We start from the raw sequence: 26223 nt of genomic DNA, 5'->3' as shown, positions 1-26223 counted from the left end.
GGTCACATCCCATCATAGGTGTAAGCAGCGGCTGCAGAGGCTACCGGATTAGCGAGCATTAAGATCGCCGCGTTCATCGTCGCCATGAATGGGTCGATCTTCGCCGCGCCCGCTGCCTGTTTTGTCACCACGATGTTGGATCCTTTCAGCTCGGCTTTGGCGTTACCCACGGACCAAGCCATGATGGCCTGTCCGCAATGCCGCATGGTGCGGTCTTTGATCTTGCGCGGCACGGTGTTGATAGCGCTCTGCAGCTTGTATCCTTGCGGCACAGCAGCGGTGAGCGCGCCCAACTCCGCTTCGTCCAGCGCATCGAGGATCGTGGCGACCCCAAAGGCATCGAGGCCTATGCCAGCGGTTTCCGGGAATAGTCCCGCCTCATTGACGCGTTTGCAGATCTCGGCGATCTCAGCTGCGTCCTGGTCTGTCGATGTGCAGATGACCAGATCGCCATCAGCCTCGAAATCTCGCAACCGCGGCACGATCGACTTGCGCCGCTCAAGAACGTCTGGCTGCGCCCAGGCGCGCACCCAATGCAGCCAACGACGCGAGCCCTTTTCCCGGCCAATCAGCGACAACGCAACGAGATCATCCAATCCACCGCCGTCGATCCCCGCAACCACTACGTCGCAGCGCCTTATGATCGCGTCGAAATCCAGCCCCGGTTCCGCCGCTGCTTCCCAATAGGGCGCGCCAGCCCAGGCATTCGACATCAAACCAAGGCCGATCTGCACGTTCAGGAACTGCGACGCGAAGAGTGCCAGCGATTCCGGGCCTGAATCCTTGGCCTCGATAAACTTCGAGCGCAACACATCCAGCGATGTCGAGCGCTCCAGATTGGGATTGACCAGCGCCCAGTTTACTTCGTCTTCCCAGCGGCGATCCTTCTGCATCGCTTCGGGAAATTCGTAGATGATCGGCAGCATTGGCAGGTCAAGCCGCCCGTCACGCACATCGCGGGCGCGGTCGAGCCGCTTCTTGAACTCGCCATGCGGCGGAACCTTCGACTGCGTGGTGATCTCCAGGACAAAGCCTTCTGGCCTCGATGATAGGCCGCCCTCGATCTCAAGGAACACTTCCGCGGCCTTAGCCTTGTGACCCAGCACATGAGTTTCGTCGATCAGGACATAGGCGGCTTTCGAGCCGGTCACCACGTCGCCGTCCGCCGACAGGATCTTGATCACCGCGCCTGTGTTTAGGTGGGTGATCTCTTTCAAATTGGTGTTGACCCGGAATAGCGCCTTTATGCCGTCATCCAGTTCGATGATGCCCTGCGCCTGCCGGAAGGCGATCTTGGCGATATTCTGCGTCTCGGCGATCAGGATAAGCTCGGCCATCGGCCGATCGTTCAGAATCGCCGCAACGACGATGATCGCAGCCGAGATCGAGGACTTGCCGTTCTTTTTCGGGATCATCAGGAAAAAATTCCTGATCATCCGACGCCGGGCTTCCGGGTCGTACGATCCAAAAATAACCCGCACAAGGTCGAACACCCATTGTTCGCAAACCTCGTCATTGGTCGGCGTCCCGGTGATGTCTGGCACCCGCAGGCGCTTGAAGATCCGCAGCGCCTTTTCCGCCACTGCGTCGAACAACGGAAGGTCGGGGATCAGGCTCTGGCCTTTGACGATCCGTTCTTCCCAGTCCGGGCAAGCCATGGACCAAGCTTGTGCTGCTGGAGCTGCAATCATCTAGTGCCAGAGCCCCGGCGTGAGATCGTTGTCACCTGCGGCAGCCGTCTTCGCGGCACGCCGGGCCTGTTCCTTCTTGCCGACAGCTTCGGGTTCGGACACAGCGTCGCGCAACTTTTTCTCTGCCGCTAGACGATCGAATCGCAGCATGGTCTTTTCCAGTTCCTTCAGCGCGCCGACGTTTCCGCAGTCGCCCAATTCCGCAAGTTTGGCGGCGCGCCACAACTCATAGCGAGTCCTGTGCATGTCCCGCCGCTGAAGCGCAGAAAAATAATACTTGCGCAGCGTGGGAAGGCTTACCCCGATCCCCTGCGCAATTTCGCCGTCGCTCAGCCCCAGTGCACAGCCCATTGTCACCATGTTTTCAGTCGAGAGCGCCCAGCAATGAGCGGGCCGTCCACGCCGCCCGGAGGGCAGCACAACGGTGTCCCCGAACAGGTTGACCCCAACAGCGGACTGATTTTCGCTCTTTCCCAAAAAAAAATCTCCGCGTGAGATGTACGCCGGTCTAGAGCGGGTAGGGGGTTGGGGAGATTAGACCCCCCCCTCCCTCTCGGCCCGCCGGTCTTGGCGCTGCTTGATGGTGTCGTGGCACGCCTTGCACAGGCACTGCAGGTTGCCTGGTCCCCAGAACAGGGCGGCGTCGCCTTTGTGCGGTCTGATATGATCCACGACCATGTCGGGCGCTTTGCCCTTGATCAGATCGCTGCGACCCAACGCCTTGAGGGCGATGGCATCACAGGTGAGAGGATGCTCGAAACCGCAAGAACGGCAGGTGAAGTCGTCGCGGATCAGGATATCCCAGCGAAGGCGCTGCCACTGCGCAGTCTTCTGCAGCTTGCGCCAGGGCGATGCGGCATCGCGAGAATGTTCGTCTGTGTGGTCGACCATCGGTGCAAGGCGTCGGGGTGCTGATGTCACCAATCGAGACGAGATCGCTGTGAGCCTGCCCATACCCTGAAACGCAAAAGCGCCCGGCGTTTCCGCTAGGCGCTATTCAGGCGTGGTGGGCCTCGCGTTTGAACGAACCCTCGCCGCCCACCCGACTGCGTCCGATGCCCGTGTGGGTGGGTTGCGCAGCCATGAGGCTATGAGCAGGGACATTAGCGACGCCTTGGGCCGTCTGTCAACTGGCCTTGCGGATCGAGATCAGATCTTCTGCGTGTGCCGAGACCAGGTGCTCAGCCCCAAAGAGGCGCAGACGAACCCGCACATCGCCCGATCCTGCAATCTCGATCACCTCGCAGCGTGTTCCAGCCATCGGCCCCGCGCGAAACAGTGCACCACCGCCGGCACGCAGAGCACGCGCTGCCTTGCGCCGCGCCGCGGCTGCTGCCTCGGCATCCTTAATCTTCGCATCGACCTGCCGCATGTCATAGAGCGCGCGCAGATCCTCGGGCTTGATGCAGGCCCAGTTACCATCCTGCCCCGTCAGCGCGCCCAGAACATGAGGCAGGGTGCGGATGGCATGCACGACAGGATACCCAGGGAACCGGGCGAAGACATAACCGGGCAGGTAGCGCTTGGCGTGAAGAATCTTGCGCCCGCGGCGTACCACCATGCGGGTCTCAACCGGATGGAACCCCATCACACCCCGCAGTGATAGCCAGCGCTCAACGAAGTTTTCGCGCTGCGCTTCCACACGCAGGGCGTACCACTGCGCCGGGCCGGGGCGGAACAAGGGTTCAGGGCCAGAGGTGCTGACCACATCGCCCACAGCCACGGCACCGCGCCCGTCAAATGCTCTTGCCATCATCATCCCTGCACCGCCTCTGCCTTTGCCGCGCGCACATCCTGCAGCAGCTTCATCATCCGTTCCTGATCGCCCTCATACAGGCGCACGAACTCGGCCTCTGCCCGGTCGACACCCCAGCCGCCATCCCGGCGCTCATGGACGATGGCAATGCGCCGGGCAGCGTCGCGCGCCCGGTCCAGCACCAGCGCCCGCGCTTGCGGCGTGGCGGGCGGAATGCGCTTGGCCTCGAAATAGCGCCAGGTCTCGACCAGCGTGCCGTCCTGCACCATCTGGTCGCCCTCGCGCGAGGCGAACCAGCTGATCAGCTTGGTGTCAGCTTCGAGGGGCAGGGGCTGGCACAGATGCGCAAAGCTGATGAAGGCGGCGCGGGCGGGCCAGAAGTCGCGCGATGATCCTTCGCCATGCACCCGCATCATACGCGCCAGCACGGCAAGGTTGTCGTCGCTCATATAGGACAGCTCATCCGCCACGGCGTTCAGCATCGCGACGCCCGCCGCCTCTGCCACCTTCTTTGGGTGCCTGAACCCCAGCGGCTCGAACAGCAGCCTGCGCACCCGGTCCCGATTGGTCTCTGTCGTTTCCATCTTCGCCCCTTTCTCAGCCCTGCCGGACTTATCCACATGCAACCGGTTGCCGTTGTTTCCTAAGTTTTTCATTTCCTTCTCTTCTCCTTTCAGTCCGGAAGGTTTTCGGGCCGCAAAAACGGGCAAATGTGCCCGTTTGGTCGGTTTCTTTCCGAAAACGTTCCAGAAACTTTCCGGCGGAAGGTTTTCGGAATGTTTTGACGCGGCCCCTCAGCGGCCCATAGATGCCAGATCCAGTGCCTCCATTGCCTGCTTGACCCGCAAAACGGTGCGCGATGTGCCGGGCTCCAAGGTTTCGCAAAGCACCTGATCCAGCCGGACCACATAGGACTGATCTTCCGACATGCGGCGTGACCCGCCCGCGCGCAGAATGCGCTCTGGCAGGTCTTTCAGACGCTTGCGCTCGCGGTCATCTGCACGCCTCTGCTCGGCGTCGACCTTTGACTGCGCTGCCGATTTTGTGACGGTCAGCAGCTTGGGATGATAAAGCCGCACGCGCCCGTCGCTGACGATGCAACGCGTCCAGCCATAGAGCGGCGTAATCGGCCGGGCCATCAAGCGCATCCACTCGTCCAGGCTGATACGCGCGACCCACGCCAGATCGCTATCGCTGACCGGCAGCGTGCCAACGGGATCTTCATCCTGCGACGCGCAGAGCAAATCGAGGAACACGCCGCGCACGTCGCGGTCAGCATCCCTGCGGAAATCAGACGTGCGCCACCACGCGTGGTGGAACTGGAACCAGCCGTGCGATTCCAGCCGGACGCCAAGCGGTATCGGGTAACGGAACACATCGTCGGTGCCGACTGGCTGTAAATGCGGCTTGGCGCTCATTGTCGCCGGGGTGCTGCTTTGGGTCATGAACGCCACTCACTGCATTCTGCAAATATTTCCCGTTTTGCAGTGCAAATTGGGTGAACAAAACAGGACTCCCGCGACATGTCGTCACAGGCTAAAATCCGTGGTGTGGGGGCGACCCGTCCAACCGAATCGCCCCCCGCAGCAGTCGAGAAATCCGTCTCGCTGCCACTCATAGCCATATGAAAGGACAACCCATGGCTACGATCCGACACCCCACGACAGGGGTGATACTCAATGAACTGTCCGTTCTCAGGCCTCGCAATCTCAGCGAAGCCGAAGCGGAGACGGCGCGCCTGCTGCGCGACGCAGGGCACAAGGTTCAGGACATCAGCTCTATGCTGGGTACGAACCAAGGCCGCGTGCAGACTGCTATCGGAGGAACGGGAGGTTCTTCTGATACGCAGTCCAGCCTGTTCTGATCCGCAAAAATGTTGTTTTTGGGAGGAGACAACCAGTTTTGCAGACTGAACTGACGGGCGGCAGCGCGAGCTGATCGCCCGTCTTTTGTTATGACGAACCGAAGCCGCGCTCATGGCCAGCCCGCCACATAGACCGGCCGGGGCCGCGCGACGAAACTGCTCACCTCATGCCGGATCCCGTCCGAGTCGCGCCACCCGGCGATGTCGGGCACATAGATCGCGCTGGACGCATCGAGCATCGGCGAACACCAGCGGGTCCAGAACGCAGCGTCCAGCGCAAGAGAAGCCGCAGCTGCGCCACCTTTCCACGACCGGACATCCCGGGTAACGGCCTGCGACTGCACGATCGGCGAGACGGCGGTGACGCCCCGCATCGCCAGCCAGCGCTGCCATTGCGCCGCAAGAGCGGCGGCATCCTCTGCCCGGGCCGGATCGTAAACCCCAGCGGGCGCGGCAAGGCGCGTGTAGGGTGTCGCCAGGTACACCTGACCCCGCGCGACCTTCGCCATCAGTTCCACCGTAACGCCAAAGCGCACGGAGGGGTGGTCGCGCAGATCGGCCCAGAAGGCCTTGGCGTCGAGCGCGCTCATGATGCCACCCCCGGCACCCACCGCAGGCAGTCACCGGCCACGCCGATTTCCCGGAATGCCAGCAGGATGAACCGACATATCTGCTCATCGGCCAGCAACCCCATAGGCTGCTGGCCTGAGCCTGTCTCAAGCATGAGGCGCCAGAAGATCATCAGCCGGCCAACCGACCGTAGAACAGCGGGCGCCCGGTTCCCTCGGACGCCGCAGCGGCGATCTGCGCGAAATAGGCCTGACGCAGGTACTCGACCCGGCGCCACTCGAAACCCAGCACCAGCCCGCCGCCGCCCACGTTCCAGCGGAAGGCACAGCGCAATTCGACCGGCTCTTCGCCCTGATAGAGCGGGATCAGGATCTTGAACTCGCGCGGGATATGCAGCTCGCCACGGGTGCGCGTGTCGGTCTCATAGACGAAGCTGCGATCGCCATTCTCCAGGCGCACCGACGATTTGAAGGTGACCCCCTGCGTCGCTTCAAGATCGCGGCTGATCTCGATCATCACGGTCGGGTCCGGCTCGCAGATGTCCTCCGAGTTTTCCTCGAGGAAGGCCGCGAATTCATCCTGCGGGATCTTCTTGCCCTGCATCGCGTTCCAGCGCTTGAATTCTTCGCTGTCGCGCAGCTTCAAGGTGACGGCGTGCTTGAGCGGCCCGGCCAGCAGATCGCCTGCGCCGTTGTCGCCGTGATAATCGAGCATCGCCCGGATCGCGCCTGCGTCATAGTCAGCCACGAGCACCGAGCGGGGATCCGAGAAGCGGTTGACATAGGCGACCAGCGACGCGCGGTCATCGACCGTCACCAACTGCTTGATGAACGGCGCAGGCCGGTCAGGGTTGGACACGTCCTGCAGCTTGTGGTCGCCGGGCAGGCGGATGAATTCGCGCCCGTCGGTCAGCTCGATATGCGGATTGTTGAGCGCAACACCCGCCAGCACGGTTTCCAGCGTCTCGCGCGGGCTGCAGATGTCTGCAACCAGAGGCACGTCGGCAGGGGTTTCAGTCGATTTCTGGGCCATGGATCAATCCTTCACGGCAAGGGGGTTTCGGGGTTACTCGGCAGCGTCGGCACGGGCGCGCGCACGCCGCCCGGACAGTTCCTGCTCTTCCAGCCAGTCCGCCTGGTTGGGGTCGCGGCGGGTCAGCTTGCCGTCGTCGGTGGCATAGAAGATCCCGGTGCCCAGCGGGCGGCGCGGCTTCTTGGCAGCGACCACCGGCAGGCATTCCAGCTGCCCGGCCTTGTTGACCTTGAACGGCAGCTTGAGAACCAACTCGCCGCTGCCACCGGTTTCGGTGACGGCGGTGATCAGCTCGGACAGCTGCGTGTCGGCCTCGTTCAGCAGGTCGCCACGGCGAAAACCCTGCAGGAATTCCAGAAAGTTCAGCTCTTCGCGGGCCATGGCCTACCTCATGATGCTGGGAACAGATCGAGCGCGCCCGCACCGGCCGGAATGGCCACCGTATGGGGTGCGGTTAACAAAAACGGAACCGGACGCGCTCGGGGCTGCGTCACGCGGGCGCAGGCCGGAAAGCGGCTGAGAAAAGGCCCCGGCAGCGTGGGCCGCCGCCGGGGAAGTTGACAGGAAGCAAGCAGCGCGGATGACCCGCCGCGCACGGGATAAGGTGCTGCCGACAGCAACGGGGGAGCAACTGTCGGCAGCGATCCGCGCGGGGAGGAGGTCGCGCGAATGGGGAACGGGGGCGCTCACGCGCTGACCCCGCAGGAGGCGTTGCACAAGGCCCGGGCGGCAGCGCCGGCCAGCGGCTTGCGGATCGCCCAGGTCCAGCGGCGGGGATCGACATGCACCGGATCCTCGGGCCAGCTGGCCATCGCGCAACCCGCCGCGTCAGCAACGTCGCGCGCGATCCGGCCCAGTGCCGGGGCAGGGCGGTTCACCCCGGTGTGGAAGGCCAGCAGATGCCCGGCGGGCAGCGCGTCCAGCTGCTCGGCTAGCGCCTGCACCAGCACCGCGCGTGGCTCTGCCACATCGGCAACCCAGTCGACGCGCCGCGGCACATGGCGCAGCGGCGCGGGCGCGTCAGGATCGGCGTTGACGCGATCCACCTCGATCAAGGCCCAGACGGCGGACAGCGGTTCACTGGCCCGCCCGGCGCGTTGCTCGACAATCGCCAGACCCTGCGTGCCAAGCTTGCCCACCAGACTGTATTTTGACACGGCAAACGACCGCGCGATGATGCGGTCAGGGTTGTGACGGAACTCACGCGGGCCGAAAGTCCGCAGCGCCAGCCGCGACAGATCGCTGGGCCCTTCGCTCAGAATGTCGACCAGCTGATGACCCAATGATGTGGGGTCCAACAGGGCGCGCACCCGCGACAGCTTGGCCTCGGGGATCGGGGTCCACTCGGCGCTCACGAGATCGCCCCCCGCACCGGCACAGACACGACGGTTTCGGTCGACGCCTTGCGTTCCACGGAAGGGCCTGTGCTTTCCGCATCCATTTTCAAGGGGGCCGCACATCCCCCGGAAAACTTTCCCAACCGGCGCGCAGCCTTGGCCTGCCACCACGCGCCGAACGCGCGCACATGGGTGGCAAGCAGCAGCTCGGCGACCGTCGCGCGAAACCGAATACCCATCACACGGAACCCCCCAGAAAACGCGACGCCGCATCCGGCGCCAGTGAAAACGCATAGCCAACAGCAAACCCCGAGGGCGCATGACTGCCCTCCCACCATTTGCGCGCGGTCGATCCATCGACGCCGAACAGATGCGCCGCATGCTCGGGGCTGTCGAAGCTTGCGCGCAGGAATTGCGACCATGCCTCGGCAAAATGCTGGCGATAGGTCAGCGCCTGCCGCTTGGAACTCTTTCCGGGGGACATGCTCAGACCTTCCATGGTTGAGTGACGCGCGGCATCATCGAGGGGATAGGGGTTTGGAACGGATGGCATCAGGACGCAGCGGGAAGCGGCGGTTCTTCTTGTTCTTCCCGCATGAATGCGAGGAGGCGTTGCGCGACATCGGTCGTGCAGTCCCCGCCGTTCTTCATGCGAGAGTACAGGCGACTATTCCGAACGGCTCGCTCGGTTACAGTCGATGGCGCGAGGCTGTGCTTCGCAGCGTAGGCCTCTATAGCGCTGATGATATCTGTGCGGTTCATGGCCGCAATGTGGACTATTGTCCATTCGCAGTCAATGGACTTTTGTCCGGTGGCGCAAAAGCCCCCAGAAGCCGTACAAGTGCGACATGACCAAGCGCTTCTATGACGCCCTAAAGGACGCCCTGACCGTCGCTGGATGGTCGATCCCGCAGCTTTGCGAGAAGGCTGGCGTATCTAAAGACCAGGTCACGAAATTCATGCAGCGATCAGCTAAGGGCGTAAAGGCATCCACGAATGTCGATGATGCAGTTAAGCTCGCTCACGCTCTTGGTTTTACTCTTGACGAAATGCTGCAGGACGACTCAGCCGCTCTTCGATCAGACATCGCGTCTCTGTGGCGATCACTTGATGAAGGAGAGCGGGATCTTCTGAGAGCTGCTGCACGAGGGCGGCGCGAATAGTTGGGTCTGTTTCATCCACAATAGCAGTCAGTGCCAACTTAAGCGATCTTAGGTCGCAGCGCGCCATACCCAATCCTAGCCATTGAAATTCCGTTAATAGAACATTCAGTGAACAATCTGCGCCCGTCAATTCGGCAGAATTTGTGTCGAATGATCGAACAGCGGGCACCGATGGTGTCATAGCAACTAACGGTTGCAGAATCATCCCTGCTGGTCCTGCCTTCTTTTCGTCACTTTCAAATCGCGGCTACGTGTGAAAGCGTAATAGACGCAACTCTCGGGGGGGGAGAATCACATGAAACGCGCTCTTATTGGGGCATCGGCCCTTTGCATCTTGGTGTCATGCGCCGAGCGGCCCGAAAACATCGCCGCCGCTGATATTGGCAGCGATGTCTATCGCGGGCAGACGTGCTCGCAACTGGCAGAGCGAAATCTGCACTACACACAGCAACTCGAAACTCTCAGTGCCGATCAGAACCGCGCCGCGAACGCCGACACCTGGGGTGTCGTTCTCTTGGGTCTGCCCCTATCCAGTATGAGCGGAAATGACCGCGAAACCGAAATCGCCGTCACACGAGGGCACCTCAACGAGATCGAGACGGCACGTCAGGCGCGCAACTGTGAGTGATTGGACTGATCAACCGGACGGCGCTGAATATAAGAGGGAAAAATGGAAAAATACGGAGCAGCGCGCGCGATAAACCTGATGATCACGATTCTGGGGTGGTGCACCATCGCCTTGGCTGGCTTCATGGCTTTGGGTATGTTCGAACGCCTCGGCCTTGGCGGCGTCCTCACAGTGGCACTTCCCGTTGCGCTTGGCGGCCTAGCGCTTCTGGCCGTGGCGCAGATTGCGTCTGCCCAGCTCGACACCGCCGAAAGCACGGCGCGCATGGCAGATGACATGGCCGCGATCCGAAAGCGCCTGACGCTGGGCAAGGCCCGCGAACAAAAACCGAGGCACTACGCGCCGCCCGTTCGCCAGCGCGAGGCAGAAGCGGAAGAGCCGGGTGCTGCGGTGGTCGTTCACAAGGGAAAGCCGATCATGCGTGAACCCCTAGGCTACAGCGTCGATGGCCGCGCCTTCGGTAGCATCGCTGCAGCGAAGGTCTGGATCGAGGCCGAGGCGTTGCGGCCCGGTTCTGGGTCGTAACCAAACGAGATCGCCGAGCGATGCTGGAAAAGTGAAGTCAGGACTAAAATGAGAAAAGACGGTTTCGCCTCAATAGGCGATCAACCATATCCAGAGCGAAATTGTCGATCTGCGCGGCGAGATAAAAACCGTTGCTGCTCTCGCCACGCTGAATAACGCTCTGAACAAGATGAAAATTGGCGCCCTGATCGACCTTGGCTTTGTCTCGTACGACGGACTTCGCAGCAGCTTGGAGCAGCTCAGCGAAGTGGCCGCTGACAATCCTGAGCGGCAGGGCATGATCAACCATCTTATCAGTTCAATGTGCGCGCCACAGCAATCCGAGGCACCGGCTGAGCCAACGCGGCTTCGACTTGTTCACGAACTGCCGTCGCCACCGCCATATCCTGAAGATTGACGGTCACGGTTAGCTGGTGCGCCACCCTTCGTGGTGCAGGGCTGCCCAATATCAGTTTCTTCATCACCACCTTCGCCCCGCCTCGTGCGGGGTTTTTTCATGCACGCCACCATGGCGCGGTGTGGGAGGTATAGCACCGATTCGCCGCCAGCAAAGGACAAATGTCCATTTTCCTGTTGACGTGGACATTTGTCCATCGCATGTTCACTCAGTCGCCCATCACGGCCCAACTGGAGAAACAGCATGCCCGCCACCCCCGAACCCCAGACCGCCACGGTCCTGCACGACGCGCCGACCGCCGAACTGCTGCGCCAGTTCCGCCGCGCGCTGATCGTCCGCCCCAACACCCCCATCCTCGACGCCGAGGACCGCCTCGATATCTGGGGCACCCTCTTGACCGCCGCCCGGCGCAAAGCCCCCACCCCCCGCCAGGCCGGGGGTGCCGCGTGATGACCAGCCCAAAGACTGCCCAAGACGCGTACGACGAAATCCGCGCCATCTTGGACAGGCAGCTTTCCCGCGTCGTCGCGGAATGGCTGGGCTCCGGTGCGCTGGAGCGTTTCATACTTCGGGGCGACGGCACCGGTCACAAAGACATCGCGCTGTCGCGCTTCAGCCAAGGCCCCAAGCGCGCTTGGGGTTGGCGGCGTCTTGCGAAGTTCAAAACCATCAACGGCAGGCGCTTCCAGCTTCACGCGACGCGCGGCTGGAAGTGCATCGGGCGGGCCCAGTGATGACCAGCCCCATCCACCACCCCAACCACGTCCGCGCGGCCATCGACCGCCTCGGCCTGCCGGTCGACGACGTCCCACGCGCCGATCCCCAAGCCCAAGGAACCCCCGCTATGGAAATCCCCCACCGCGCCACCAGGGTCAGCACCGACACGGTGCAGCGGCTCGGCATCGTGCTCGACAGAATCGTGCAGCTGTCCCAGCTGATTGAGGATCTGAACAGGGCGCGCAATAGTGGCGTCGCCCTCGCTACCCTCGGTGCCGCTCTGCGGCAAAGCTTTGAAGATCAGGGGCCCGTTAGCGTCAACGCCTTGCCGCACAATGCCGAACTTGGGCGGGGCGTGATCGACGGAATCGTAGCCGTAGCGTCCGTCATGAGGGACGAGTTGCGGGAGCAGGCTGCCCCTTACGTCAAGGAATTCTGCGGATGACCTTTGACGCCGTGATCACGCTGGCGCAGGGCAGCCAGATCCACAACGCCGCGACGCCCGTGCTCGACCGCATCGCCGCAATCCTGCGCCTGCTGCGCGAGACCCTTTGTCTGGGCGACGTCGACCTGACGCCCGAAACCACCTTCGCCGAGCTTCCAATCGACAGTCTCGACAAGGTCGAACTGATTATGGCGTTCGAGGATGCCTTTGCCGTCGACCTGACCGACGACGACATCGAGGCGATGCAAAGCGTCGGGGCGGCGATCCGCATCCTGACCCGCGATCTGGTGATCGAAGGGGCAAGCGCATGACCGCGCTCGCCCGGCGGGCCGGGATCCTGTGCAACGACGAACGGTTCCGCCTGTTCGTGGCCCTGCGGATCACCCAGCCGGGCGGGCCGGTCACCGCGACCGCCGCCGCAGAATACCTGCGCGGTCAGTGCGGCATCACCAGCCGCCGCGCGCTGGACACCGACCCCGACGCCGCCGACCGCTTTGCCGCCCTGTGCACCGACTTCGACGCATGGCGCGGTCGCATCGCAACCCAACGCTGAGGTTTAGCCATGACCACCGCTTCCACCAACCCGCCCCTGCGCCACGGTGCCGTCGCACTGATCTGCGCCGCGCCCATCGTCGCGCGCCGCTGGGCGATGAAAGACACCAGCCTTTCCCTGGCCACCCGCCAGCGCGCCGCCCACTGGCTGCGCCTGCACGGCACCCCCGCCGATCAGGCGGCGGCGCAAAAGTTTTTGACGCAAGGAGTTCAGCCGTGACAAGCAAACACCCCAGCTGCTGGGCCACGGCCCATGAACGCGCGCGCGCTCGCCTTGCTGCCGCCAGAACGGTCAAGCGCATCCAGCCAGACGACACGCCGCTGCGCACCACCCCGCTGGTCATCGTGATCTACCTGGTCGCCCTCGCAAGCCTAGCGTTCGCGATCGCCCTTCCGTTTGTGATGTGAGGGCACCATGCACCCAGCCCGCCACAGCACCGGCCATGACCTGCCGCCCATGATCATCGACAGCTTTGCCGGGGGCGGTGGCGCATCCAGCGGCATTGAGAACGCCCTCGGCCGCAGTCCGGACGTGGCGATCAACCACAACGCGGCGGTGAGGGAGGGGCACAGCGACGTTGGGTCTCTTGTCCTACATCTGCTAGAGGCGGCTGAGGATGCCCGCGCCGCCCTTCGCGCCCTCGCCGGGTCCAGTGATGGGGAGGGCGGGGTGTGAAGTGGTTCCTGATGATTGCTGGAATCTTAATGGCAAGTTCCATCGCGAAGAACATCACACCTGCTGCTGCTGAGGTCTTTATCGACGCTATCGCGTTCGGCGTTTGCAATGCCATCAGCTACGTGCGTGGCCGCATGGATATGCGGAAAGAGATCCGCGATGCATTCTTGAGGTTCAAGCAATGACCGCCCTCCACCTCACTCTCAAGCGCCTGCTCTGCCGCCACCAGTGGGAGCAGATCGGCGACCACAGCGAATGCATCAAATGCGGAAGGACCAGGCAATGAGCGCGCGTGCAATCATCACCGTCGCCGCCATGCGAGAGGCCATCCAGGCCGCCCTGCGCGCCCTCGCCGGGTCCAGTGATGGGGAGGGCGGGGTGTGAGCGTCTACGTCGACCCAGCCCGCCACCCATACGGGCGCATGATGATGTGCCACATGATGGCGGATTCAACCGAGGAGCTGCTGGCGATGGCGGACAAGATCGGCGTCGCTCGAAAGTGGATACAGAAGGCGGGAACCCGGTTTGAGCATTTCGACATCGCCAAGAGCAAGCGCACCGAAGCTATAGCTCTGGGTGCTGTCGAGGTGAGCGCGATGGATATGGCGCGCATAACCAGGTGGCGCGCAGGGCGCGGACCGAGGCCGAGCTTCATATCCGATCAGGCAAAACCATGACCGCCCGCGCCAGCATCACCTTTGCCCCGCGCCTGCTGCCGGTTGCCGAGGCTGCGGCGTATCTCGGGATCTCGCCATCGAAGCTGCGCGAGTTGCAGATCCCGCGTCGGATGCTGGGCGGCAAGCGCGTGTTTGACCGTATGGACCTTGACCGGTTTGCGTCGGATCTGCCCTATGAGGGCGACGATCAGAGCAAACGAGACGAGGCTGCATGCGACCAAGCATTCGGGATCACGCCGTGAAACTGCCCCGGGTCCATAGGGTCAAGCGCGGCGGCCGCGTCTATCGGTATCACCGCGTGACCCGTGCCCTGCTGCCCGACCTTCCCGAAACGCACCCTGATTTCATCGCCGCATGGGTGGCCGAGGACTCGCAAACGCCGGTCAGATCCAAGAGCGAGTGCGGATCTCTGGCGCATGCCGTCGAGGATGTCAGCCGCGCACGCAGTTTTTCCGCCCTGTCCGAGGGTTACCGCGCGATGATGCGCCGCGAGTTTGATATCATCCGTTCGGACTATGGCACGGTCAAGATCACCACGCTGCGCCCCAAGCACATCCGGGCTGATCTGGCGAAGTTGGAGCCGATCAAAGCCAACAAGCGCCTGCGGGCGTGGCGGCTGGTTTTTGCGAATTGCATTGAACGGGCGTGGCTCGACGCAGACCCAAGCCTTGGCATCAAGAAGCAAGCCGAGGGCACCATGAACCGCGCCGCCTGGACGCACGAAGAGGTCGCCGCCTTCCGCGCGCGCTGGCCTATCGGCACCTCGGCGCGCGGGTGCTTTGAACTGCTATGGTGGACAGGCTGCCGGGACAGTGATGCGGTGAAACTGGCCTGGTCGCAGATCGGCCCTGACGGCGTGCTGACCTTCCGGCAGGAAAAGACCAAGGGTCTGGCGTATGTGCCATGGACCGCCCCGCTGCCAACTTGGGCGGCCAGCTGGGCCGGGGACCGCGCCACCGCGATCGAGGCCGTGCGCGCCGTAGCACCGGGCGGGTTCACCATGCTCGAAGCCCACGGCGGGCGCTCGCGATCGGCAAAGGGTCTGTCCAATCTGATCAGCGCCTCAGCCCGGGCCGCTGGCATTATCGGAAAGACAGCTCACGGCCTGCGCGTCGCGCGCCTGACGGCCATTGCGGAATCGGGTGGCCCGACCCAGGCGATCATGTCGTGGGGCGGGCACAAGACGCTCAAGGAAGCCGAGCACTACACCCTCACGGTGAACCGGAAACGTCAGGTCGTCGGGGCGGAACAAGAACAGAACGATGTAAAACAAGCGTAACGGCCTGTAAAACATGAAAATAAAGCAGTATTTTCAAACGCTTGCGGATATAGTGGCGATCCCGGAAGGACTCGAACCCTCAACCACCTGATTAGAAGTCAGGTGCTCTATCCAGTTGAGCTACGGGACCGCTGGGTCTGTACATGCTTCACCCGGGCGGGGAAGGTCAAGACGTCGTGTGGCCGGTCACAGGGACAAGCTGTCTAAAGTCTCGGCCAGCAGACTCAGGTTATCGGGGTTCGAGAAGCGGTGATCGGCGCCTTTGACCAGTGTCAGGGTCATGTCGGGGCTGTCGGCATGCGCGAAGAGCCTGAGTGCGACGTCTTGCGGGACGTCCACATCCGCCGAGCCTTGCAGCAGGCGGACAGGGAAGGGCAGCGGCAGCGGGTCGCGCAGGACCAGCTGGGTGCGGCCATTCTCGATCAGGCGGCGGGTGATGATATAGGGGCCGTCGTCATACTCGGACGGCAGGGCGACGTGCCCGTCCCGCTCCAGCGCGGCGCGCTGGGTCGCGTCAAAGCTGGCCCACATGCTGTCTTCGGTGAAGTCGGGGGCGGCGGCGATGCCGACCAGGGCTGCGATGCGCTCGGGCATCGCCTTGGCGGTCAGAAGCGAAATCCAGCCGCCCATGGACGAGCCGACCAGCACCAGCGGCCCAGCGGTCAGCGCGGTGATCGCCTCGACTGCGTCCTGCGCCCAGTCGCCGATGCTGCCGTCAAGGAAGTCTTCGCTCGACTGGCCGTGGCCCGAGTAGTCGAACCGCAGAAAGGCGCGGCCGCGCTCTTTCGCCCAGGCTTCAAGGAATTGCGCCTTGGTGCCGGTCATGTCGGATTTGAACCCGCCGAGGAACACCACGGTGGGGCCGGTGCCCGGCGTCAGGACATAGGCCAGACGCCGGCCTTGCGGGGTGGTCAGGTACTCGGTCACGCGAAGGGCACCCCTTGCGTGCCCTCGCCGCGCTTGTCGGCGGGAGCGGCCCAGGTGGCGGGGTCGGTGATCAGGGCGGCGAGCGCCTCGGCCCCGGCCTCCAACATCTTCTCGCCCTTGTCGGCACTGGCGCGGGTCGGATTGCCCGCCATGCCGTTGCCGGTCGCGGCGGTAAACGGCCGCCAGCGATAGCTTGCCTTGCCTGCCTTGAGGAACCCCGCACCGTCCATCCCGTCGGTGATGCCGCCAAGGTTCGAGGCATCGACCAGTTCCGGCTCACAAGCCAGCATCATCGAGGTTTCCGCCTCGCCTGCGTGCATCACGCCCGGCTGATCCTCGCAATACTGCGCCAGCGATTGACCGGCCTCGGACACATAGGTCGTCGCCACCAGCGTCGCGGGCGAGGTCGGGCTGAGTTCGTCACAGATCTGCTGCATGGCGATCTGGTTGCCGCCGTGGCTGTTGGAAATAAGGATGTCGCGGAAACCGTGGCGGGTGATCGCCTCGATCAGATCGCGGATCACGGCGCGGAAGGTGGCGTGGCTGAGCGTCAGGGTGCCGCCATAGGGCATGTGATGCTCGCTGAGGCCCGACCAGACGACGGGGGTGACCACCACCGGGCGCTGCTCATAGGCCTTGCGCGCGGCGCGGGTGGCGATCTCGTATCCCAGACGCGTGTCGGTCATGGTGGGCAGGTGGGGCCCGTGCTGCTCGATCGAGGCGATGGGCAGGATGACCACGGCGTTCTGCGCGGCGAGGGCGCGCAACTCATGCGCCTTGAGCTGGGACCAATCGACGATAGGCATCTCGGTGGGCATGGGCAGGCACTCCTTTTGCCGGGCATTCTGCACGGGCGCGGGGCAGGTGCAAGCGGCTCAACCCACGCTTTGCGCCAGCACCCGGCTGATGGTGGTCAGCGACTGGCCTGATTGCGCGCGCCAGTCGTTGAACGCGGCCTGCACGGCGGCATGGGCCTTCTTTGAGGTGGGTTCCTTGTCGATAACCCCCTCGGCCACCAGCCGGGCGACTACGTCCTGCGACAGGATATAGCTGTCCTTGCCCATCTGGCGCAGCATGTAGGGGCCGGTGTTGCCGCCCAGCCGCGCGCCCTCGGACTTGAGCCATTGCACCAGCCCGCCGAAATCATCCTCGGGCCAGTCGGCGATGAAGCGGCCAAAGCCGCCGTGGCTGTCACGCACCCGGCGGATCAGGGCGGCATTGTCGAGGATGGCGCGCAGTTTGGGCGGCGAGCGGATGACGCGCTTGTCCTCGCACAGGTCATAGAACCAGTCGTCGGGCTGAAAGGTGATCGCGCTGATGTCGAAGTGCAGAAACGCCTCTTCGATGCCCGGCCATTTATTCTCGACCACCTTCCAGCTGATCCCGGCCTGCAGGATGCCGCGCGCCATTTGCGCCAGCCAGCGGTTGTCAGGGATCGCGGCCAGTTGGTCGGGGGTCAGCGGGGTGGGGATCGCTGCCATCACGGCCTTTACGCCGCCCTTGCGGGCGGCGGCAATCGTCAGGATTTCGTCAAAGCTGCGCATCGCCTCACCCCCGTTTGGCGCGATCCTGCGGGGTGAGGCGTCGCATGGCAAGCCCTCAGGCGAGATGGGCCAGAACCGCGTCAGCCGGTGCGACAGTGGCGTAGCTGGTCAGCCCGGCCATCATCGTCGCGTGGACCTGTGCGGCGGGCACGTCAACGCCGCCGTGGCTGAGCGCGAGGGTGGCGCAGGCGTCGTCGGCGACAAGGCAGGTATAGCCCAGGTCGCCCGCCGCGCGGGTCGTCGCGTCGATGCACATGTGGCTCATCGCTCCGGCGATCACCAGCCGCTCGATGCCCAAAGCGTCCAGCGCGGCCTTCAGCCCGGTTTCGCGAAAGCTGTTGGGGAAGGCTTTGACGATCAGCGTCTCGCCGTCCTGCGGGGCCAGCGAGGGATGGATTTCGGCCCCCTCGGTCCCGGCCTCGAAAAAGGGTGCGGGGCTGCGCGCCATGATGTGCTGAACGTGCAGCACCGGCCAGCCCTGCGCGCGGAAGTGTGCCATCAGCTTGGCGGCCTGCGCGGCGGCGGCGTCGGTTCCTTCCAGCGCCATGCGGCCGCCGGGGAAATAGTCGCGCTGCATGTCGACGATGAGAAGGGCGGTCTTGGGCATGGGAACTCCTGTGGTTGTTGCGGCCAGCTTGCACCGTGCGGCGTGCGCGTGCTACTGGCGGAACAGACATAAACCATGCCGAACCCGCCAAACCGCACCCTTGCCCTGATCGCCTATCCCGGCGCCTCGCGCGCCGCGCTTGAGGGGCTGGACGAGATGTTGACCTATGCGGGCAGGCTCTGCGCGCAGCGCGGGTTGCCGGTGATCACGGCCAGCCGCGTCGGTCCCGATATGCCCCAGCAGCGTTTTGACGCGGTGGTCGTGCCGCCCGCCTTTGGTTCGCTCGATTACCTCACCCCCGATCCCGCGCTTGCCGACTGGATCGCCGGGCAGCGGGCGCAGGGGGCGCTGATCGCCTCGGCCTGTGCCGGGGCGTTCTATCTGGGCGCGGCGGGACTGCTGGACGGGCGGCGCGCGACGACGCATTGGGCGCTGGCCGACCAGCTGGCGATGCGTTTTCCCGAGGCCCGGATCGAGCCCGAGCGGGTCACGCTGAACGACGGGCCGGTGCTGACGGCGGGCGGGTTGTTTTCGTGGATCGATCTGGGGCACGAGCTGATCGCGCGGCTGGCGGGCAGCGCGGTGATGCGCGAAGTCGGGCGCTTTTTCGTGCTCGACACCGGGCGGCGCGACCAGCGTCCCTATCGTCCGGCACCGCAGGGACGCGCACATGCCGACGCCGCCGTACACCGCGCGCAAGAGGCGATGCAGGCCGATCCGGCGCGGGGCTGGCGTATCGCTGATCTGGCGCGGCTGGCGGCGCTGTCCGAGCGCAGTCTGCACCGCCGCTTTGCCGCCGCGACCGGGCAGTCGCCGCTCGACACCCTTGCCGCGCTGCGCATCGCGCTGGCGCAGGATCTGCTGGCCGACACCAGCGCGCCCATCGACGCCGTTGCCGCCAGCGCCGGTTATGCCAATACCGACGCGTTTCGCCGCGCTTTCCTGCGCCATACCGGGCAGGCGCCTTCGGCCTACCGACGTCACCTGCGGCGTTGACAAAGCCCGCCGGGCGGCGCAGAAACCGCCGACATAACCCGCAACCGGGCGCTCCGTGGGCGCCAAAATGACGAGGAACCGGCCGATGAGCCAGATTTCCCTGACCTTTCCTGATGGCAATGTGCGCGACTACGCGGCAGGCGTGACGCCTGCTGAAGTGGCAGCCTCCATCGCTCCGTCGCTGGCCAAGGCCGCGATTTCCGCGCAGGTGAACGGCGCGCATTGGGATCTGCAATGGCCCATCACGGCCGATGCGAATTTCTCGATCAACACGCTGAAAGACGACGCCCCGGCGCTGGAGCTGATCCGGCACGATCTGGCGCATATCATGGCGCGCGCCGTGCAAGAGCTGTGGCCGGACACGAAAGTGACCATCGGCCCGGTGCGCGATTACGGCTGGTTCTATGACTTTGACCGCGCCGAGCCTTTCACGCCCGACGATCTGGGTGCGATTGAAGCGGTGATGAAGAAGATCATCAACGCCCGTGATCCGGTCCGTACCGAGGTCTGGTCGCGCGCGGATGCCATCAAGTTCTACGAGGACGCCGGCGAGCCCTACAAGATCGAGCTGATCAACCGCATCCCGGCGGATCAGGATCTGCGCATGTACTGGCACGGCGAGTGGCAGGATCTGTGCCGCGGCCCGCATTTGCAGAACACGGGCCAGGTGCCCGCCGACGCCTTCAAGCTGACGCATGTCGCCGGGGCCTATTGGCTGGGCGACAGCTCGCGGCCCATGCTGCAGCGCATCTATGGCGTGGCGTTCCGCAAGCGCGATGACCTCAAGGCCCACATGACCATGCTGGAAGAGGCCGCCAAGCGCGACCACCGCAAGCTGGGCAAAGAGATGGACCTGTTCCACATGCAGGAAGAGGCCCCCGGTCAGGTGTTCTGGCACCCGAACGGCTGGACGATCTATGCCGCGCTGCAAGACTACATGCGCCGCAAGCAGCGGGCGAATGGCTATGTCGAGGTGAACACGCCGCAGGTGGTGAACCGCAAGCTGTGGGAAGCCTCGGGGCATTGGGAAAACTACCGCGAGAACATGTTCATCGTCGAGGTTGACGAAGAAGGCGCGCGCGAGAAGGTGGTCAACGCCCTCAAGCCGATGAACTGCCCGTGTCACGTGCAGATCTTCAACCACGGCCTGAAAAGCTACCGCGACCTGCCGCTCCGCATGGCCGAGTTCGGCTCGTGCGCGCGGTATGAACCCTCGGGCGCGCTGCATGGCATCATGCGGGTGCGCGGCTTCACGCAGGATGATGGTCACATCTTCTGCACCGAAGAGCAGATCGAAAGCGAGGCGCGCGACTTCATCGAATTCCTGTCGGGCGTTTATGCCGATCTGGGCTTTACCAAGTGGCGCATCAAACTGTCGACGCGCCCCGAAAAGCGCATCGGCACCGAGGAAAGCTGGGACTTCGCCGAGGGCGCTCTGGCTGGCGCCGTGACGGCGGCGGGGCATACCTATGAGATCTTCGAGGGTGAAGGCGCCTTCTATGGTCCCAAGCTGGAGTTCGTGCTGACCGACGCCATCGGCCGCGACTGGCAATGCGGCACGCTGCAGGTTGACCCCAACCTGCCCGAGCGGCTGGACGCGGAATATGTCGGCCCGGACGGCGCCAAGCATCGCCCGATCATGCTGCACCGCGCCACGCTGGGCTCGTTCGAGCGCTTCATCGGCATCCTGATCGAAGATCACGCCGGGAAACTGCCGCTGTGGCTGGCGCCGCAGCAGGTGGTCGTGGCCTCGATCGTGTCGGATGCGGATGACTATGTGTACGAGGTCGTAGCGGCCCTGACCAAGGCCGGGCTGCGCGCCGAGGCGGATATCCGCAACGAGAAGATCAACTACAAGGTCCGCGAGCATTCGCTGGCCAAGGTGCCGGTGATCCTGGCGCTGGGCGCGCGCGAAGTGGCCGAGCGCACGGTCTCGGTGCGCCGTCTGGGCGATACGCGCACCGCGTCGATGGGGCTTGAGGATCTGGTGGCCGAACTGGCCGCCGAGGCAACGCCGCCCGATCTGGCCTGATCGCAGAATGACAAAACCCCGCCTTTCGAGGCGGGGTTTTGCATGGCGGGCCTAAGTGGCTTGGCCTCAGTCGATGCAGAGCGTCTCGCGCCGACCGGGAGCGGTAAACACCTCCTGACAGCCAAACAGCGGCGTGAACGGCGCGCAGGTGCCCGAGCGCGCCAGACACAGCCCCTCGCAATCGCTGGCCGCATCGCAGCGCTGCCCTGCATCGCGCGTGGTGTGGAGGCAGGCATAAAGTCCCCCACCGCGCGGTGTGAGACTGCCCCCGTCGCGCAGACAGGCGGCGCGTTGCTGGGCGAGCATCGGGGGATCGGGCGGCGGCGCGGGTGCGGGGATGTCGGCTGGCTGGAGTATGGTGACCGGCTCGGGGAGCAGATCAGCGCCTGAGCCCGCTGGGGGCAGGGTGGTTTCGGTGATTGCCGGTGCCAGTGCCTGTACGGGTGCCTGTGCGGGGACCGGGGCAGCGGCAGGGGCCATCTGACAGGCCGCCACCAGCAGTGCTGTCACCAGGATCAGGGCGTTGCGCAGGGCCATCTTAATACGGCATCGGATGCGCGCGGTGGATCGCGTCGAGCTGGGTCACCAGCTCTGCATCCAGCGCCATGTACAATGCCGGAAGCTGCTGCTCCAGCTGCGCGGTGGTCGTTGCCCCAAGGATCGGCAGCACCGGGAAGGGCCGGGTCCTGAACCACGCCAGCGCCATCTGCACCGGGTCCACACCCCAGTCGCGCGCCGCGCCCAGATAGGCGGCAACGGCGTCGAAGACGCGCGGGGTGATCCGCCCGCCCAGATCCGGCGTCGCGCCGCGGCGCGAAGGGTCCGGCGTCACATCGCCTGCGTATTTCCCGGTGAGCAGGCCCGCTGCGAGGGGCGAGAAGGCCAGCATCGGCACCTGCTCCATCGCCAGCGCCTCGGCCATGTCGGTGTCGGCCAGACGGCAGAGCAGGGAATATTCGTTCTGGATCGAGGCGACGCGGGGCAGGCCCTCCTCGTCGGCGATGCGCAGCCATTGCGCCAGCCCCCAGGCGCTTTCATTCGACAGCGCGATCTGGCGGATCTTGCCCTCGGCGATCAGGGCCGCTGCCTCGGTCAGCACCTCGGTCATGTTGGCGCGCACGGCGGCGGCGTCATGGCCCGGCTTGAAGCCCCAGTTGCGGCGGAAATGGTACGAGCCGCGGTTGGGCCAGTGCAGCTGATAGAGGTCGATATGGTCGGTCCTGAGGCGGGACAGAGAGGCCTCGACACCAGCGCGCAGCCGCGCCGCGTCGATCAGGGGCGCGCCGCCGGGGATCACCGCGCTGCCCTCGCCGGTGACCTTGGTTGCCAGGATCAGGCGGTCGCGGCCCCCGTGCCGGGCGATCCAGTCGCCGATGACCGTCTCGGTGCCGCCCAGCGTTTCGGGCTGCACCGGATTGGTCGGGTACATCTCGGCGGTGTCGAGGAAATTCAGCCCGTGCTCGAGCGCCAGATCAATCTGGCGATGCGCGTCCGGGGTCGCGGTCTGGCGGCCCCAGGTCATGGTGCCAAGGCAGAAATCGGGAATTTCGGGGCCGTTTGGGCCGAGGGTGTGGGTGCTCATGCGGTCTCCTGTTGCGGTGAACGTAACCTGTCGGGGGGGAAAGGCAAGCGGAGCGAGGTTGAGAACATAAAGGGAACATGCTAGAATTCTGGGATGGCTGATCCCGACGATTCCTCCTCGCAACGACGGCTCGCGGACCTCGCCGCGCTGGCGCAGCAGATTGCGGCAGTGCAGGGCACAGGGGGAGAGAGCGGGCCGCTGCCGCCCCCCGCACCGCTGGCCCCGCTGCCGCAGATGACGCTGGCGCGCGGGCGCGTGCATGAACTGACAGGCCCGGCCCGCACCACGCTGGCGGCGCTGGCGGCAGCGGTCGCGCAGGCCGAGGGGCCGGTGCTGTGGCTGCGGCCCGGCTGGCGGAACGAACAACTCTGCCCGCAGGGGCTGCGCGCGCTGCTGCCCGATCCCGGCGCGCTGATCGTGGTGCCCTGCGCCAAACCGGTGGATGTGCTGTGGAGCCTGGAAGAGGCCCTGCGCGCGGGCTGCGTGGCGCTGGTGCTGGCCGACCTGGCCGAGGCCCCCGACCTGCGCGCCCTGCGCCGCCTGCACCTGGCGGCGGGCGAGGGGCTGGCGCGCAACCGGCAGGCCGGCCGCGCGCTGCCCGCACCGCTGGGGCTGGTCATGGCCTGCGACAGCGCCGACAGCCGCATCGCGGGGGTGGAAAGCCGCTGGGCGCTGCACCCGCTGGCGCCGACACCGGACGCGCGCCGCCATCGCTGGCGGCTGGACCGGCTGCTGACCCGCAGCCAGCCACCGCGTGACTGGGAAATCGACGGCGGCCCACTGCCTGAGGGTACGTCCTGCATGCCGCTGGGCCCTGACGAGGATCTGCGCGACGTTGCGTGACCGCGCGGAGAGCCCTGCGGGCTCACGCCTTTGAGTGCGTTTGAGGGGCGCTGCCCCTCTGGCGCGTGCCGCGCCATTCACCCCGGGATACTTAGCAGAGCAAAGAGCGGCGTTAACGAAGGATTAACAGCGCTTTCTTTGCTCTTCAAATATCCTCGGGGGGTGAATTCGCTGAAAGCGAAGAGGGGGGCTGAAGGCCCCCCTTTACCCGGTCCGCCGTCTTGCGCTGCGATCAGAAGGCTTCGGGGCGGATCTCGTGCGCCATGTGGTCGAGCACGGCGTTGACGAATTTGGACTCGCGGCCCTCGGGAAAGAACGCCTGCGCGATCTGGACGAATTCGGTGATCACCACGCGCGGCGGGGTGTCGGTTTCGGCCATCTCAGCCCCGGCGGCGCGGAAGAGGGCGCGCAGGGTGGGGTCGATGCGCGCAATCGGCCATTTGGCGACCAGCGCGCGGTCGGTGAGCTGGTCGATCTTGCCTTGCCGGTCCACCGCAAGATCCACCAGTTTGCGAAACAGCGGCACGTCGGCGTCGACCCAGTTTTCTTCCTCGGTCTCGGCCCCGATGCGGTGGGTTTCGAACTCGGCGCGCACCTGCTCGACCGTCTGGCCCGAGATTTCCATCTGGAACAGCGCCTGAACGGCGTAGAACCGGGCGGCGGCGCGTTTGGCGCGTTTGTCGTTGGGCGCGCTCATGCGTCAGAGCCTCCGTCAGCCATCAGAACCGGGTCGCCTGCCGGACGAAAGCCGACAGTGCCGCGGGCACCGCCCCAGCGGCGTTGCAGGGCGATCAGATGCAGTGCGGCCGCCGCCGCGCCGCCGCCCTTGTTCTGGTCCTTGGGGTCGGCGCGGACGGTGGCCTGTTCGATGGTTTCCACCGTCAGGATGCCATTGCCCAGACACGCGCCTTGCAGGCCCAGCAGGGTCAGCGCGCGCGAGCTGTCGTTGCACACGGTGTCGTAATGCGTGGTTTCCCCACGGATGACGCAACCCAGCGCCACAAAGCCGTCGAAATTGGCCATGCGATGGGCCTGACCAATCGCCGCGGGCACTTCCAGCGCGCCCGGCACTTCGATCAGCTCATGCGTTGCGCCGGCCTCGTCCAGGGTCGCGCGGGCGCCGGCGATCATCATGTCGGCGATGTCGCGGTAATAGGGCGCAACGACGATCAGCAGTTTGACCGGTTTGTCAAAGCTGGGCAGCGGCAGGGTATAGTGGCTGGCTCCGGCCATGGCTCACTCCTTGGGAATGGGGCGGGTGCCCGCAATGCTGAGCCCGTAGGCCTCGAGTCCCACCACACGCGGGGTGGGCGAATTGGTCGCCAAGGTCAGCACATGCAGGCCAAGCGCGGCGAGGATCTGCGCACCCAGACCGTATTGGCGCAGGGTGCTGGGCGAGGCGCCTTCGTCCAGATCGAGGGTCATCGCCGTATCGCGCAGCAGAACGACAACGCCGCGCCCCTCGGTGGCGATCATCTTCATCGCGCAGCGCAGGTCGCCCGCGTGGTCCGCGCCGATGCCCAGCACGTCCTCGAGCGGGTTGAGCTGGTGCATGCGCACCAGCACCGGCTCGGGCGTGGTCAGGTCGCCCATGGTCAGCACGACGTGTTCGGCCCCCTGGGTCTGGTCGGTGAACACGCGCATCGACCAGTCGCCGCCATGCGCCGAGGTCACGGCGCGCTGCGCGGTTTCGCGCACCAGATTGTCGTGGCGGCGGCGATAAGCGATCAGGTCGCTGATCGTGCCGATCTTGAGGCCGTGCATCTGGGCAAAGGCGATCAGGTCGGGCAGGCGGGCCATTTCGCCGTCGTCCTTCATGATCTCGCAGATCACGCCCGACGCGTTCAGCCCCGCCAGCCGTGAAATATCGACCGCCGCTTCGGTATGACCGGCGCGCACCAGCACGCCGCCCTCGCGGGCGCGCAGCGGGAAGACATGGCCGGGGGTGGCAATATCGGCGCCGGTTTTGGACGGGTCGATGGCCACCGCGACGGTGCGCGCGCGGTCATAGGCCGAGATGCCGGTGGTGACGCCTTCGCGCGCTTCGATCGACACTGTAAAGGCGGTCTCGTGGCGCGAGGCGTTGTTGGTGGACATGAGCGGCAGGCCCAGAGCGTCGATCCGGTGCCCGGGCAGCGACAGGCAGATCAGCCCGCGGCCATGGGTCGCCATGAAATTGATCGCCTCGGGCGTGGCCATCTGGGCCGGGATCACCAGATCGCCTTCGTTCTCGCGATCCTCATGGTCGACCAGAATGAACATCCGTCCATTGCGGGCCTCGTCGATGATCTCTTCGATCGACGAGATGGCGTCACGCCAGTTGTCCTCGACCGGGCCGGGCTTTTCGTAATCCATCGCGCGCTCCTGTCCGCTTGATGTGCAG

The 26223-nt window shown here is 64.9% G+C and carries 41 protein-coding genes and 1 tRNA gene; 18 read left to right on the top strand and 24 right to left on the bottom strand.

What is annotated here, in order from left to right:
• Positions 1 to 2 precede the first annotated feature (2 nt).
• The 6 genes from EAE28_RS03185 to EAE28_RS03160 form a co-directional block, all read right to left on the bottom strand.
• Positions 3 to 1583: a terminase large subunit gene (locus tag EAE28_RS03185; protein WP_246022243.1), complete on the bottom strand. Its 1581-nt coding sequence runs from the start codon at positions 1581 to 1583 to the stop codon at positions 3 to 5.
• A 108-nt stretch (positions 1584 to 1691) separates the two neighbouring features.
• Positions 1692 to 2168, bottom strand: coding sequence for a hypothetical protein (locus tag EAE28_RS03180; RefSeq protein ID WP_246022241.1), 477 nt, complete (start codon positions 2166 to 2168; stop codon positions 1692 to 1694).
• A 57-nt stretch (positions 2169 to 2225) separates the two neighbouring features.
• The gene (locus EAE28_RS03175; RefSeq protein ID WP_220443877.1) at positions 2226 to 2582 is read right to left on the bottom strand and encodes an HNH endonuclease; all 357 of its coding nucleotides are present in this window, start codon (positions 2580 to 2582) and stop codon (positions 2226 to 2228) included.
• Between the two features lie 235 nt (positions 2583 to 2817).
• Entirely contained in the window at positions 2818 to 3444 is a 627-nt protein-coding gene (locus EAE28_RS03170; RefSeq protein ID WP_164736535.1) for a transcription termination/antitermination NusG family protein, read from the bottom strand.
• Positions 3445 to 3446: 2 nt separating this feature from the next.
• Complete coding sequence (locus EAE28_RS03165; RefSeq protein WP_127104356.1) at positions 3447 to 4031, bottom strand: hypothetical protein; 585 nt, start codon at positions 4029 to 4031, stop codon at positions 3447 to 3449.
• Between the two features lie 210 nt (positions 4032 to 4241).
• A complete protein-coding gene (locus EAE28_RS03160) occupies positions 4242 to 4892 on the bottom strand; it encodes a hypothetical protein (RefSeq protein ID WP_127104355.1) in 651 nt (216 codons plus the stop codon).
• 194 nt (positions 4893 to 5086) lie between these two features.
• Here EAE28_RS03160 and EAE28_RS03155 point away from each other — a divergent pair, with 194 nt between their 5' ends.
• Positions 5087 to 5311: a hypothetical protein gene (locus tag EAE28_RS03155; RefSeq protein ID WP_127104354.1), complete on the top strand. Its 225-nt coding sequence runs from the start codon at positions 5087 to 5089 to the stop codon at positions 5309 to 5311.
• A gap of 110 nt (positions 5312 to 5421) precedes the next feature.
• Here EAE28_RS03155 and EAE28_RS03150 read toward each other — a convergent pair whose 3' ends face one another.
• The 6 genes from EAE28_RS03150 to EAE28_RS03125 all read right to left on the bottom strand — a co-directional run bounded on the left by EAE28_RS03150 (position 5422) and on the right by EAE28_RS03125 (position 8734).
• Positions 5422 to 5901, bottom strand: a complete 480-nt coding sequence (locus EAE28_RS03150; RefSeq protein ID WP_127104353.1) for a DUF1937 family protein — start codon at positions 5899 to 5901, stop codon at positions 5422 to 5424.
• A gap of 151 nt (positions 5902 to 6052) precedes the next feature.
• On the bottom strand, positions 6053 to 6913 hold the full coding sequence (locus EAE28_RS03145; protein ID WP_127104352.1) for a DUF2303 family protein: 861 nt from the start codon (positions 6911 to 6913) through the stop codon (positions 6053 to 6055).
• 33 nt (positions 6914 to 6946) lie between these two features.
• Positions 6947 to 7294: a hypothetical protein gene (locus EAE28_RS03140; RefSeq protein WP_127104351.1), complete on the bottom strand. Its 348-nt coding sequence runs from the start codon at positions 7292 to 7294 to the stop codon at positions 6947 to 6949.
• 305 nt (positions 7295 to 7599) lie between these two features.
• Positions 7600 to 8268, bottom strand: a complete 669-nt coding sequence (locus EAE28_RS03135; RefSeq protein ID WP_127104350.1) for a hypothetical protein — start codon at positions 8266 to 8268, stop codon at positions 7600 to 7602.
• On the bottom strand, positions 8265 to 8489 hold the full coding sequence (locus tag EAE28_RS03130) for a hypothetical protein (protein ID WP_127104349.1): 225 nt from the start codon (positions 8487 to 8489) through the stop codon (positions 8265 to 8267). Before EAE28_RS03130 ends, EAE28_RS03135 begins: the two co-directional genes overlap by 4 nt.
• On the bottom strand, positions 8489 to 8734 hold the full coding sequence (locus EAE28_RS03125; RefSeq protein WP_246022239.1) for a hypothetical protein: 246 nt from the start codon (positions 8732 to 8734) through the stop codon (positions 8489 to 8491). The genes EAE28_RS03130 and EAE28_RS03125 overlap by 1 nt, the downstream gene beginning before the upstream one ends.
• 364 nt (positions 8735 to 9098) lie before the next feature.
• Between EAE28_RS03125 and EAE28_RS03115 the strand changes: the two genes are divergently transcribed.
• The 3 genes from EAE28_RS03115 (at position 9099) to EAE28_RS03105 (ending at position 10566) form a co-directional block, all read left to right on the top strand.
• Positions 9099 to 9413, top strand: a complete 315-nt coding sequence (locus EAE28_RS03115) for a helix-turn-helix domain-containing protein (protein ID WP_127104347.1) — start codon at positions 9099 to 9101, stop codon at positions 9411 to 9413.
• 295 nt (positions 9414 to 9708) lie between these two features.
• A complete protein-coding gene (locus EAE28_RS03110; protein WP_127104346.1) occupies positions 9709 to 10041 on the top strand; it encodes a hypothetical protein in 333 nt (110 codons plus the stop codon).
• Positions 10042 to 10083: 42 nt separating this feature from the next.
• The gene (locus EAE28_RS03105; protein WP_164736534.1) at positions 10084 to 10566 is read left to right on the top strand and encodes a hypothetical protein; all 483 of its coding nucleotides are present in this window, start codon (positions 10084 to 10086) and stop codon (positions 10564 to 10566) included.
• A 43-nt stretch (positions 10567 to 10609) separates the two neighbouring features.
• On the opposite strand, the gene EAE28_RS03100 is transcribed toward EAE28_RS03105, so the two are convergent.
• Both EAE28_RS03100 and EAE28_RS23670 read right to left on the bottom strand, forming a co-directional pair.
• Positions 10610 to 10855 carry a hypothetical protein gene (locus EAE28_RS03100; protein WP_127104344.1) on the bottom strand — a complete coding sequence of 82 codons (246 nt, stop codon included), beginning with the start codon at positions 10853 to 10855 and terminating at the stop codon, positions 10610 to 10612.
• Between the two features lie 4 nt (positions 10856 to 10859).
• Positions 10860 to 11027 (bottom strand): hypothetical protein, encoded by a 168-nt coding sequence (locus tag EAE28_RS23670; protein ID WP_164736533.1) that lies wholly within the window; start codon positions 11025 to 11027, stop codon positions 10860 to 10862.
• A gap of 179 nt (positions 11028 to 11206) precedes the next feature.
• Here EAE28_RS23670 and EAE28_RS03095 point away from each other — a divergent pair, with 179 nt between their 5' ends.
• The 11 genes from EAE28_RS03095 to EAE28_RS03040 all read left to right on the top strand — a co-directional run bounded on the left by EAE28_RS03095 (position 11207) and on the right by EAE28_RS03040 (position 15309).
• Positions 11207 to 11413, top strand: coding sequence for a hypothetical protein (locus tag EAE28_RS03095; RefSeq protein WP_127104343.1), 207 nt, complete (start codon positions 11207 to 11209; stop codon positions 11411 to 11413).
• On the top strand, positions 11413 to 11697 hold the full coding sequence (locus tag EAE28_RS03090) for a hypothetical protein (protein WP_127104342.1): 285 nt from the start codon (positions 11413 to 11415) through the stop codon (positions 11695 to 11697). The genes EAE28_RS03095 and EAE28_RS03090 overlap by 1 nt, the downstream gene beginning before the upstream one ends.
• Positions 11697 to 12125 carry a hypothetical protein gene (locus EAE28_RS03085; RefSeq protein ID WP_127104341.1) on the top strand — a complete coding sequence of 143 codons (429 nt, stop codon included), beginning with the start codon at positions 11697 to 11699 and terminating at the stop codon, positions 12123 to 12125. The genes EAE28_RS03090 and EAE28_RS03085 overlap by 1 nt, the downstream gene beginning before the upstream one ends.
• Entirely contained in the window at positions 12122 to 12436 is a 315-nt protein-coding gene (locus EAE28_RS03080) for a phosphopantetheine-binding protein (RefSeq protein WP_127104340.1), read from the top strand. Before EAE28_RS03085 ends, EAE28_RS03080 begins: the two co-directional genes overlap by 4 nt.
• A complete protein-coding gene (locus EAE28_RS03075; protein ID WP_127104339.1) occupies positions 12433 to 12678 on the top strand; it encodes a hypothetical protein in 246 nt (81 codons plus the stop codon). Before EAE28_RS03080 ends, EAE28_RS03075 begins: the two co-directional genes overlap by 4 nt.
• A 9-nt stretch (positions 12679 to 12687) precedes the next feature.
• A complete protein-coding gene (locus EAE28_RS03070) occupies positions 12688 to 12897 on the top strand; it encodes a hypothetical protein (RefSeq protein ID WP_127104338.1) in 210 nt (69 codons plus the stop codon).
• On the top strand, positions 12894 to 13085 hold the full coding sequence (locus EAE28_RS03065; protein ID WP_127104337.1) for a hypothetical protein: 192 nt from the start codon (positions 12894 to 12896) through the stop codon (positions 13083 to 13085). The genes EAE28_RS03070 and EAE28_RS03065 overlap by 4 nt, the downstream gene beginning before the upstream one ends.
• 264 nt (positions 13086 to 13349) lie before the next feature.
• Complete coding sequence (locus tag EAE28_RS03055; RefSeq protein WP_127104335.1) at positions 13350 to 13538, top strand: hypothetical protein; 189 nt, start codon at positions 13350 to 13352, stop codon at positions 13536 to 13538.
• 195 nt (positions 13539 to 13733) lie between these two features.
• A complete protein-coding gene (locus tag EAE28_RS03050) occupies positions 13734 to 14030 on the top strand; it encodes a DUF4031 domain-containing protein (RefSeq protein ID WP_127104334.1) in 297 nt (98 codons plus the stop codon).
• Positions 14027 to 14272, top strand: coding sequence for a helix-turn-helix domain-containing protein (locus EAE28_RS03045; protein WP_127104333.1), 246 nt, complete (start codon positions 14027 to 14029; stop codon positions 14270 to 14272). The genes EAE28_RS03050 and EAE28_RS03045 overlap by 4 nt, the downstream gene beginning before the upstream one ends.
• Positions 14269 to 15309: a tyrosine-type recombinase/integrase gene (locus tag EAE28_RS03040; RefSeq protein WP_127104332.1), complete on the top strand. Its 1041-nt coding sequence runs from the start codon at positions 14269 to 14271 to the stop codon at positions 15307 to 15309. The genes EAE28_RS03045 and EAE28_RS03040 overlap by 4 nt, the downstream gene beginning before the upstream one ends.
• 53 nt (positions 15310 to 15362) lie before the next feature.
• Here the strand turns inward: EAE28_RS03040 and EAE28_RS03035 are convergent.
• The 5 genes from EAE28_RS03035 to EAE28_RS03015 all read right to left on the bottom strand — a co-directional run bounded on the left by EAE28_RS03035 (position 15363) and on the right by EAE28_RS03015 (position 18387).
• Positions 15363 to 15439, bottom strand: a tRNA-Arg gene (locus tag EAE28_RS03035).
• Between the two features lie 56 nt (positions 15440 to 15495).
• Entirely contained in the window at positions 15496 to 16236 is a 741-nt protein-coding gene (locus EAE28_RS03030; RefSeq protein WP_127104331.1) for an alpha/beta fold hydrolase, read from the bottom strand.
• Entirely contained in the window at positions 16233 to 17054 is an 822-nt protein-coding gene (locus tag EAE28_RS03025; RefSeq protein ID WP_127104330.1) for a creatininase family protein, read from the bottom strand. Before EAE28_RS03025 ends, EAE28_RS03030 begins: the two co-directional genes overlap by 4 nt.
• Positions 17055 to 17111: 57 nt before the next feature.
• Positions 17112 to 17780 (bottom strand): DNA-3-methyladenine glycosylase I, encoded by a 669-nt coding sequence (locus EAE28_RS03020; protein ID WP_127104329.1) that lies wholly within the window; start codon positions 17778 to 17780, stop codon positions 17112 to 17114.
• 55 nt (positions 17781 to 17835) lie between these two features.
• A complete protein-coding gene (locus tag EAE28_RS03015; RefSeq protein WP_127104328.1) occupies positions 17836 to 18387 on the bottom strand; it encodes a cysteine hydrolase family protein in 552 nt (183 codons plus the stop codon).
• Positions 18388 to 18462: 75 nt separating this feature from the next.
• Here EAE28_RS03015 and EAE28_RS03010 point away from each other — a divergent pair, with 75 nt between their 5' ends.
• Together EAE28_RS03010 and thrS are read left to right on the top strand one after the other, a co-directional pair.
• On the top strand, positions 18463 to 19383 hold the full coding sequence (locus tag EAE28_RS03010) for a GlxA family transcriptional regulator (protein ID WP_127104327.1): 921 nt from the start codon (positions 18463 to 18465) through the stop codon (positions 19381 to 19383).
• Positions 19384 to 19468: 85 nt separating this feature from the next.
• The gene (gene thrS, locus EAE28_RS03005; protein ID WP_127104326.1) at positions 19469 to 21415 is read left to right on the top strand and encodes a threonine--tRNA ligase; all 1947 of its coding nucleotides are present in this window, start codon (positions 19469 to 19471) and stop codon (positions 21413 to 21415) included.
• Positions 21416 to 21481: 66 nt separating this feature from the next.
• Here thrS and EAE28_RS03000 read toward each other — a convergent pair whose 3' ends face one another.
• Positions 21482 to 21952 (bottom strand): hypothetical protein, encoded by a 471-nt coding sequence (locus EAE28_RS03000; protein ID WP_127104325.1) that lies wholly within the window; start codon positions 21950 to 21952, stop codon positions 21482 to 21484.
• Position 21953: 1 nt separating this feature from the next.
• Positions 21954 to 22997, bottom strand: coding sequence for an aldo/keto reductase (locus EAE28_RS02995; protein WP_127104324.1), 1044 nt, complete (start codon positions 22995 to 22997; stop codon positions 21954 to 21956).
• Positions 22998 to 23090: 93 nt separating this feature from the next.
• Here EAE28_RS02995 and EAE28_RS02990 point away from each other — a divergent pair, with 93 nt between their 5' ends.
• Positions 23091 to 23840, top strand: coding sequence for an ImuA family protein (locus tag EAE28_RS02990; protein ID WP_127104323.1), 750 nt, complete (start codon positions 23091 to 23093; stop codon positions 23838 to 23840).
• A gap of 232 nt (positions 23841 to 24072) precedes the next feature.
• Here EAE28_RS02990 and nusB read toward each other — a convergent pair whose 3' ends face one another.
• Genes nusB through ribB form a run of 3 tightly spaced genes read right to left on the bottom strand, consistent with a single transcriptional unit; the run spans position 24073 to position 26195 of the window.
• On the bottom strand, positions 24073 to 24537 hold the full coding sequence (gene nusB, locus EAE28_RS02985) for a transcription antitermination factor NusB (RefSeq protein ID WP_127104322.1): 465 nt from the start codon (positions 24535 to 24537) through the stop codon (positions 24073 to 24075).
• Positions 24534 to 25073 (bottom strand): 6,7-dimethyl-8-ribityllumazine synthase, encoded by a 540-nt coding sequence (locus tag EAE28_RS02980; RefSeq protein ID WP_127104321.1) that lies wholly within the window; start codon positions 25071 to 25073, stop codon positions 24534 to 24536. The genes nusB and EAE28_RS02980 overlap by 4 nt, the downstream gene beginning before the upstream one ends.
• 3 nt (positions 25074 to 25076) lie before the next feature.
• Positions 25077 to 26195, bottom strand: coding sequence for a 3,4-dihydroxy-2-butanone-4-phosphate synthase (gene ribB, locus EAE28_RS02975; protein ID WP_127104320.1), 1119 nt, complete (start codon positions 26193 to 26195; stop codon positions 25077 to 25079).
• Between the last annotated feature and the right edge of the window lie 28 nt (positions 26196 to 26223).

This window comes from Pararhodobacter zhoushanensis (assembly GCF_003990445.1).
Taxonomy (GTDB): Bacteria; Pseudomonadota; Alphaproteobacteria; order Rhodobacterales; family Rhodobacteraceae; genus Pararhodobacter; species Pararhodobacter zhoushanensis.
The sequence above is the reverse complement of the archived record's forward strand: the minus strand, read 5'-3'. Positions and strand labels throughout refer to the sequence as shown.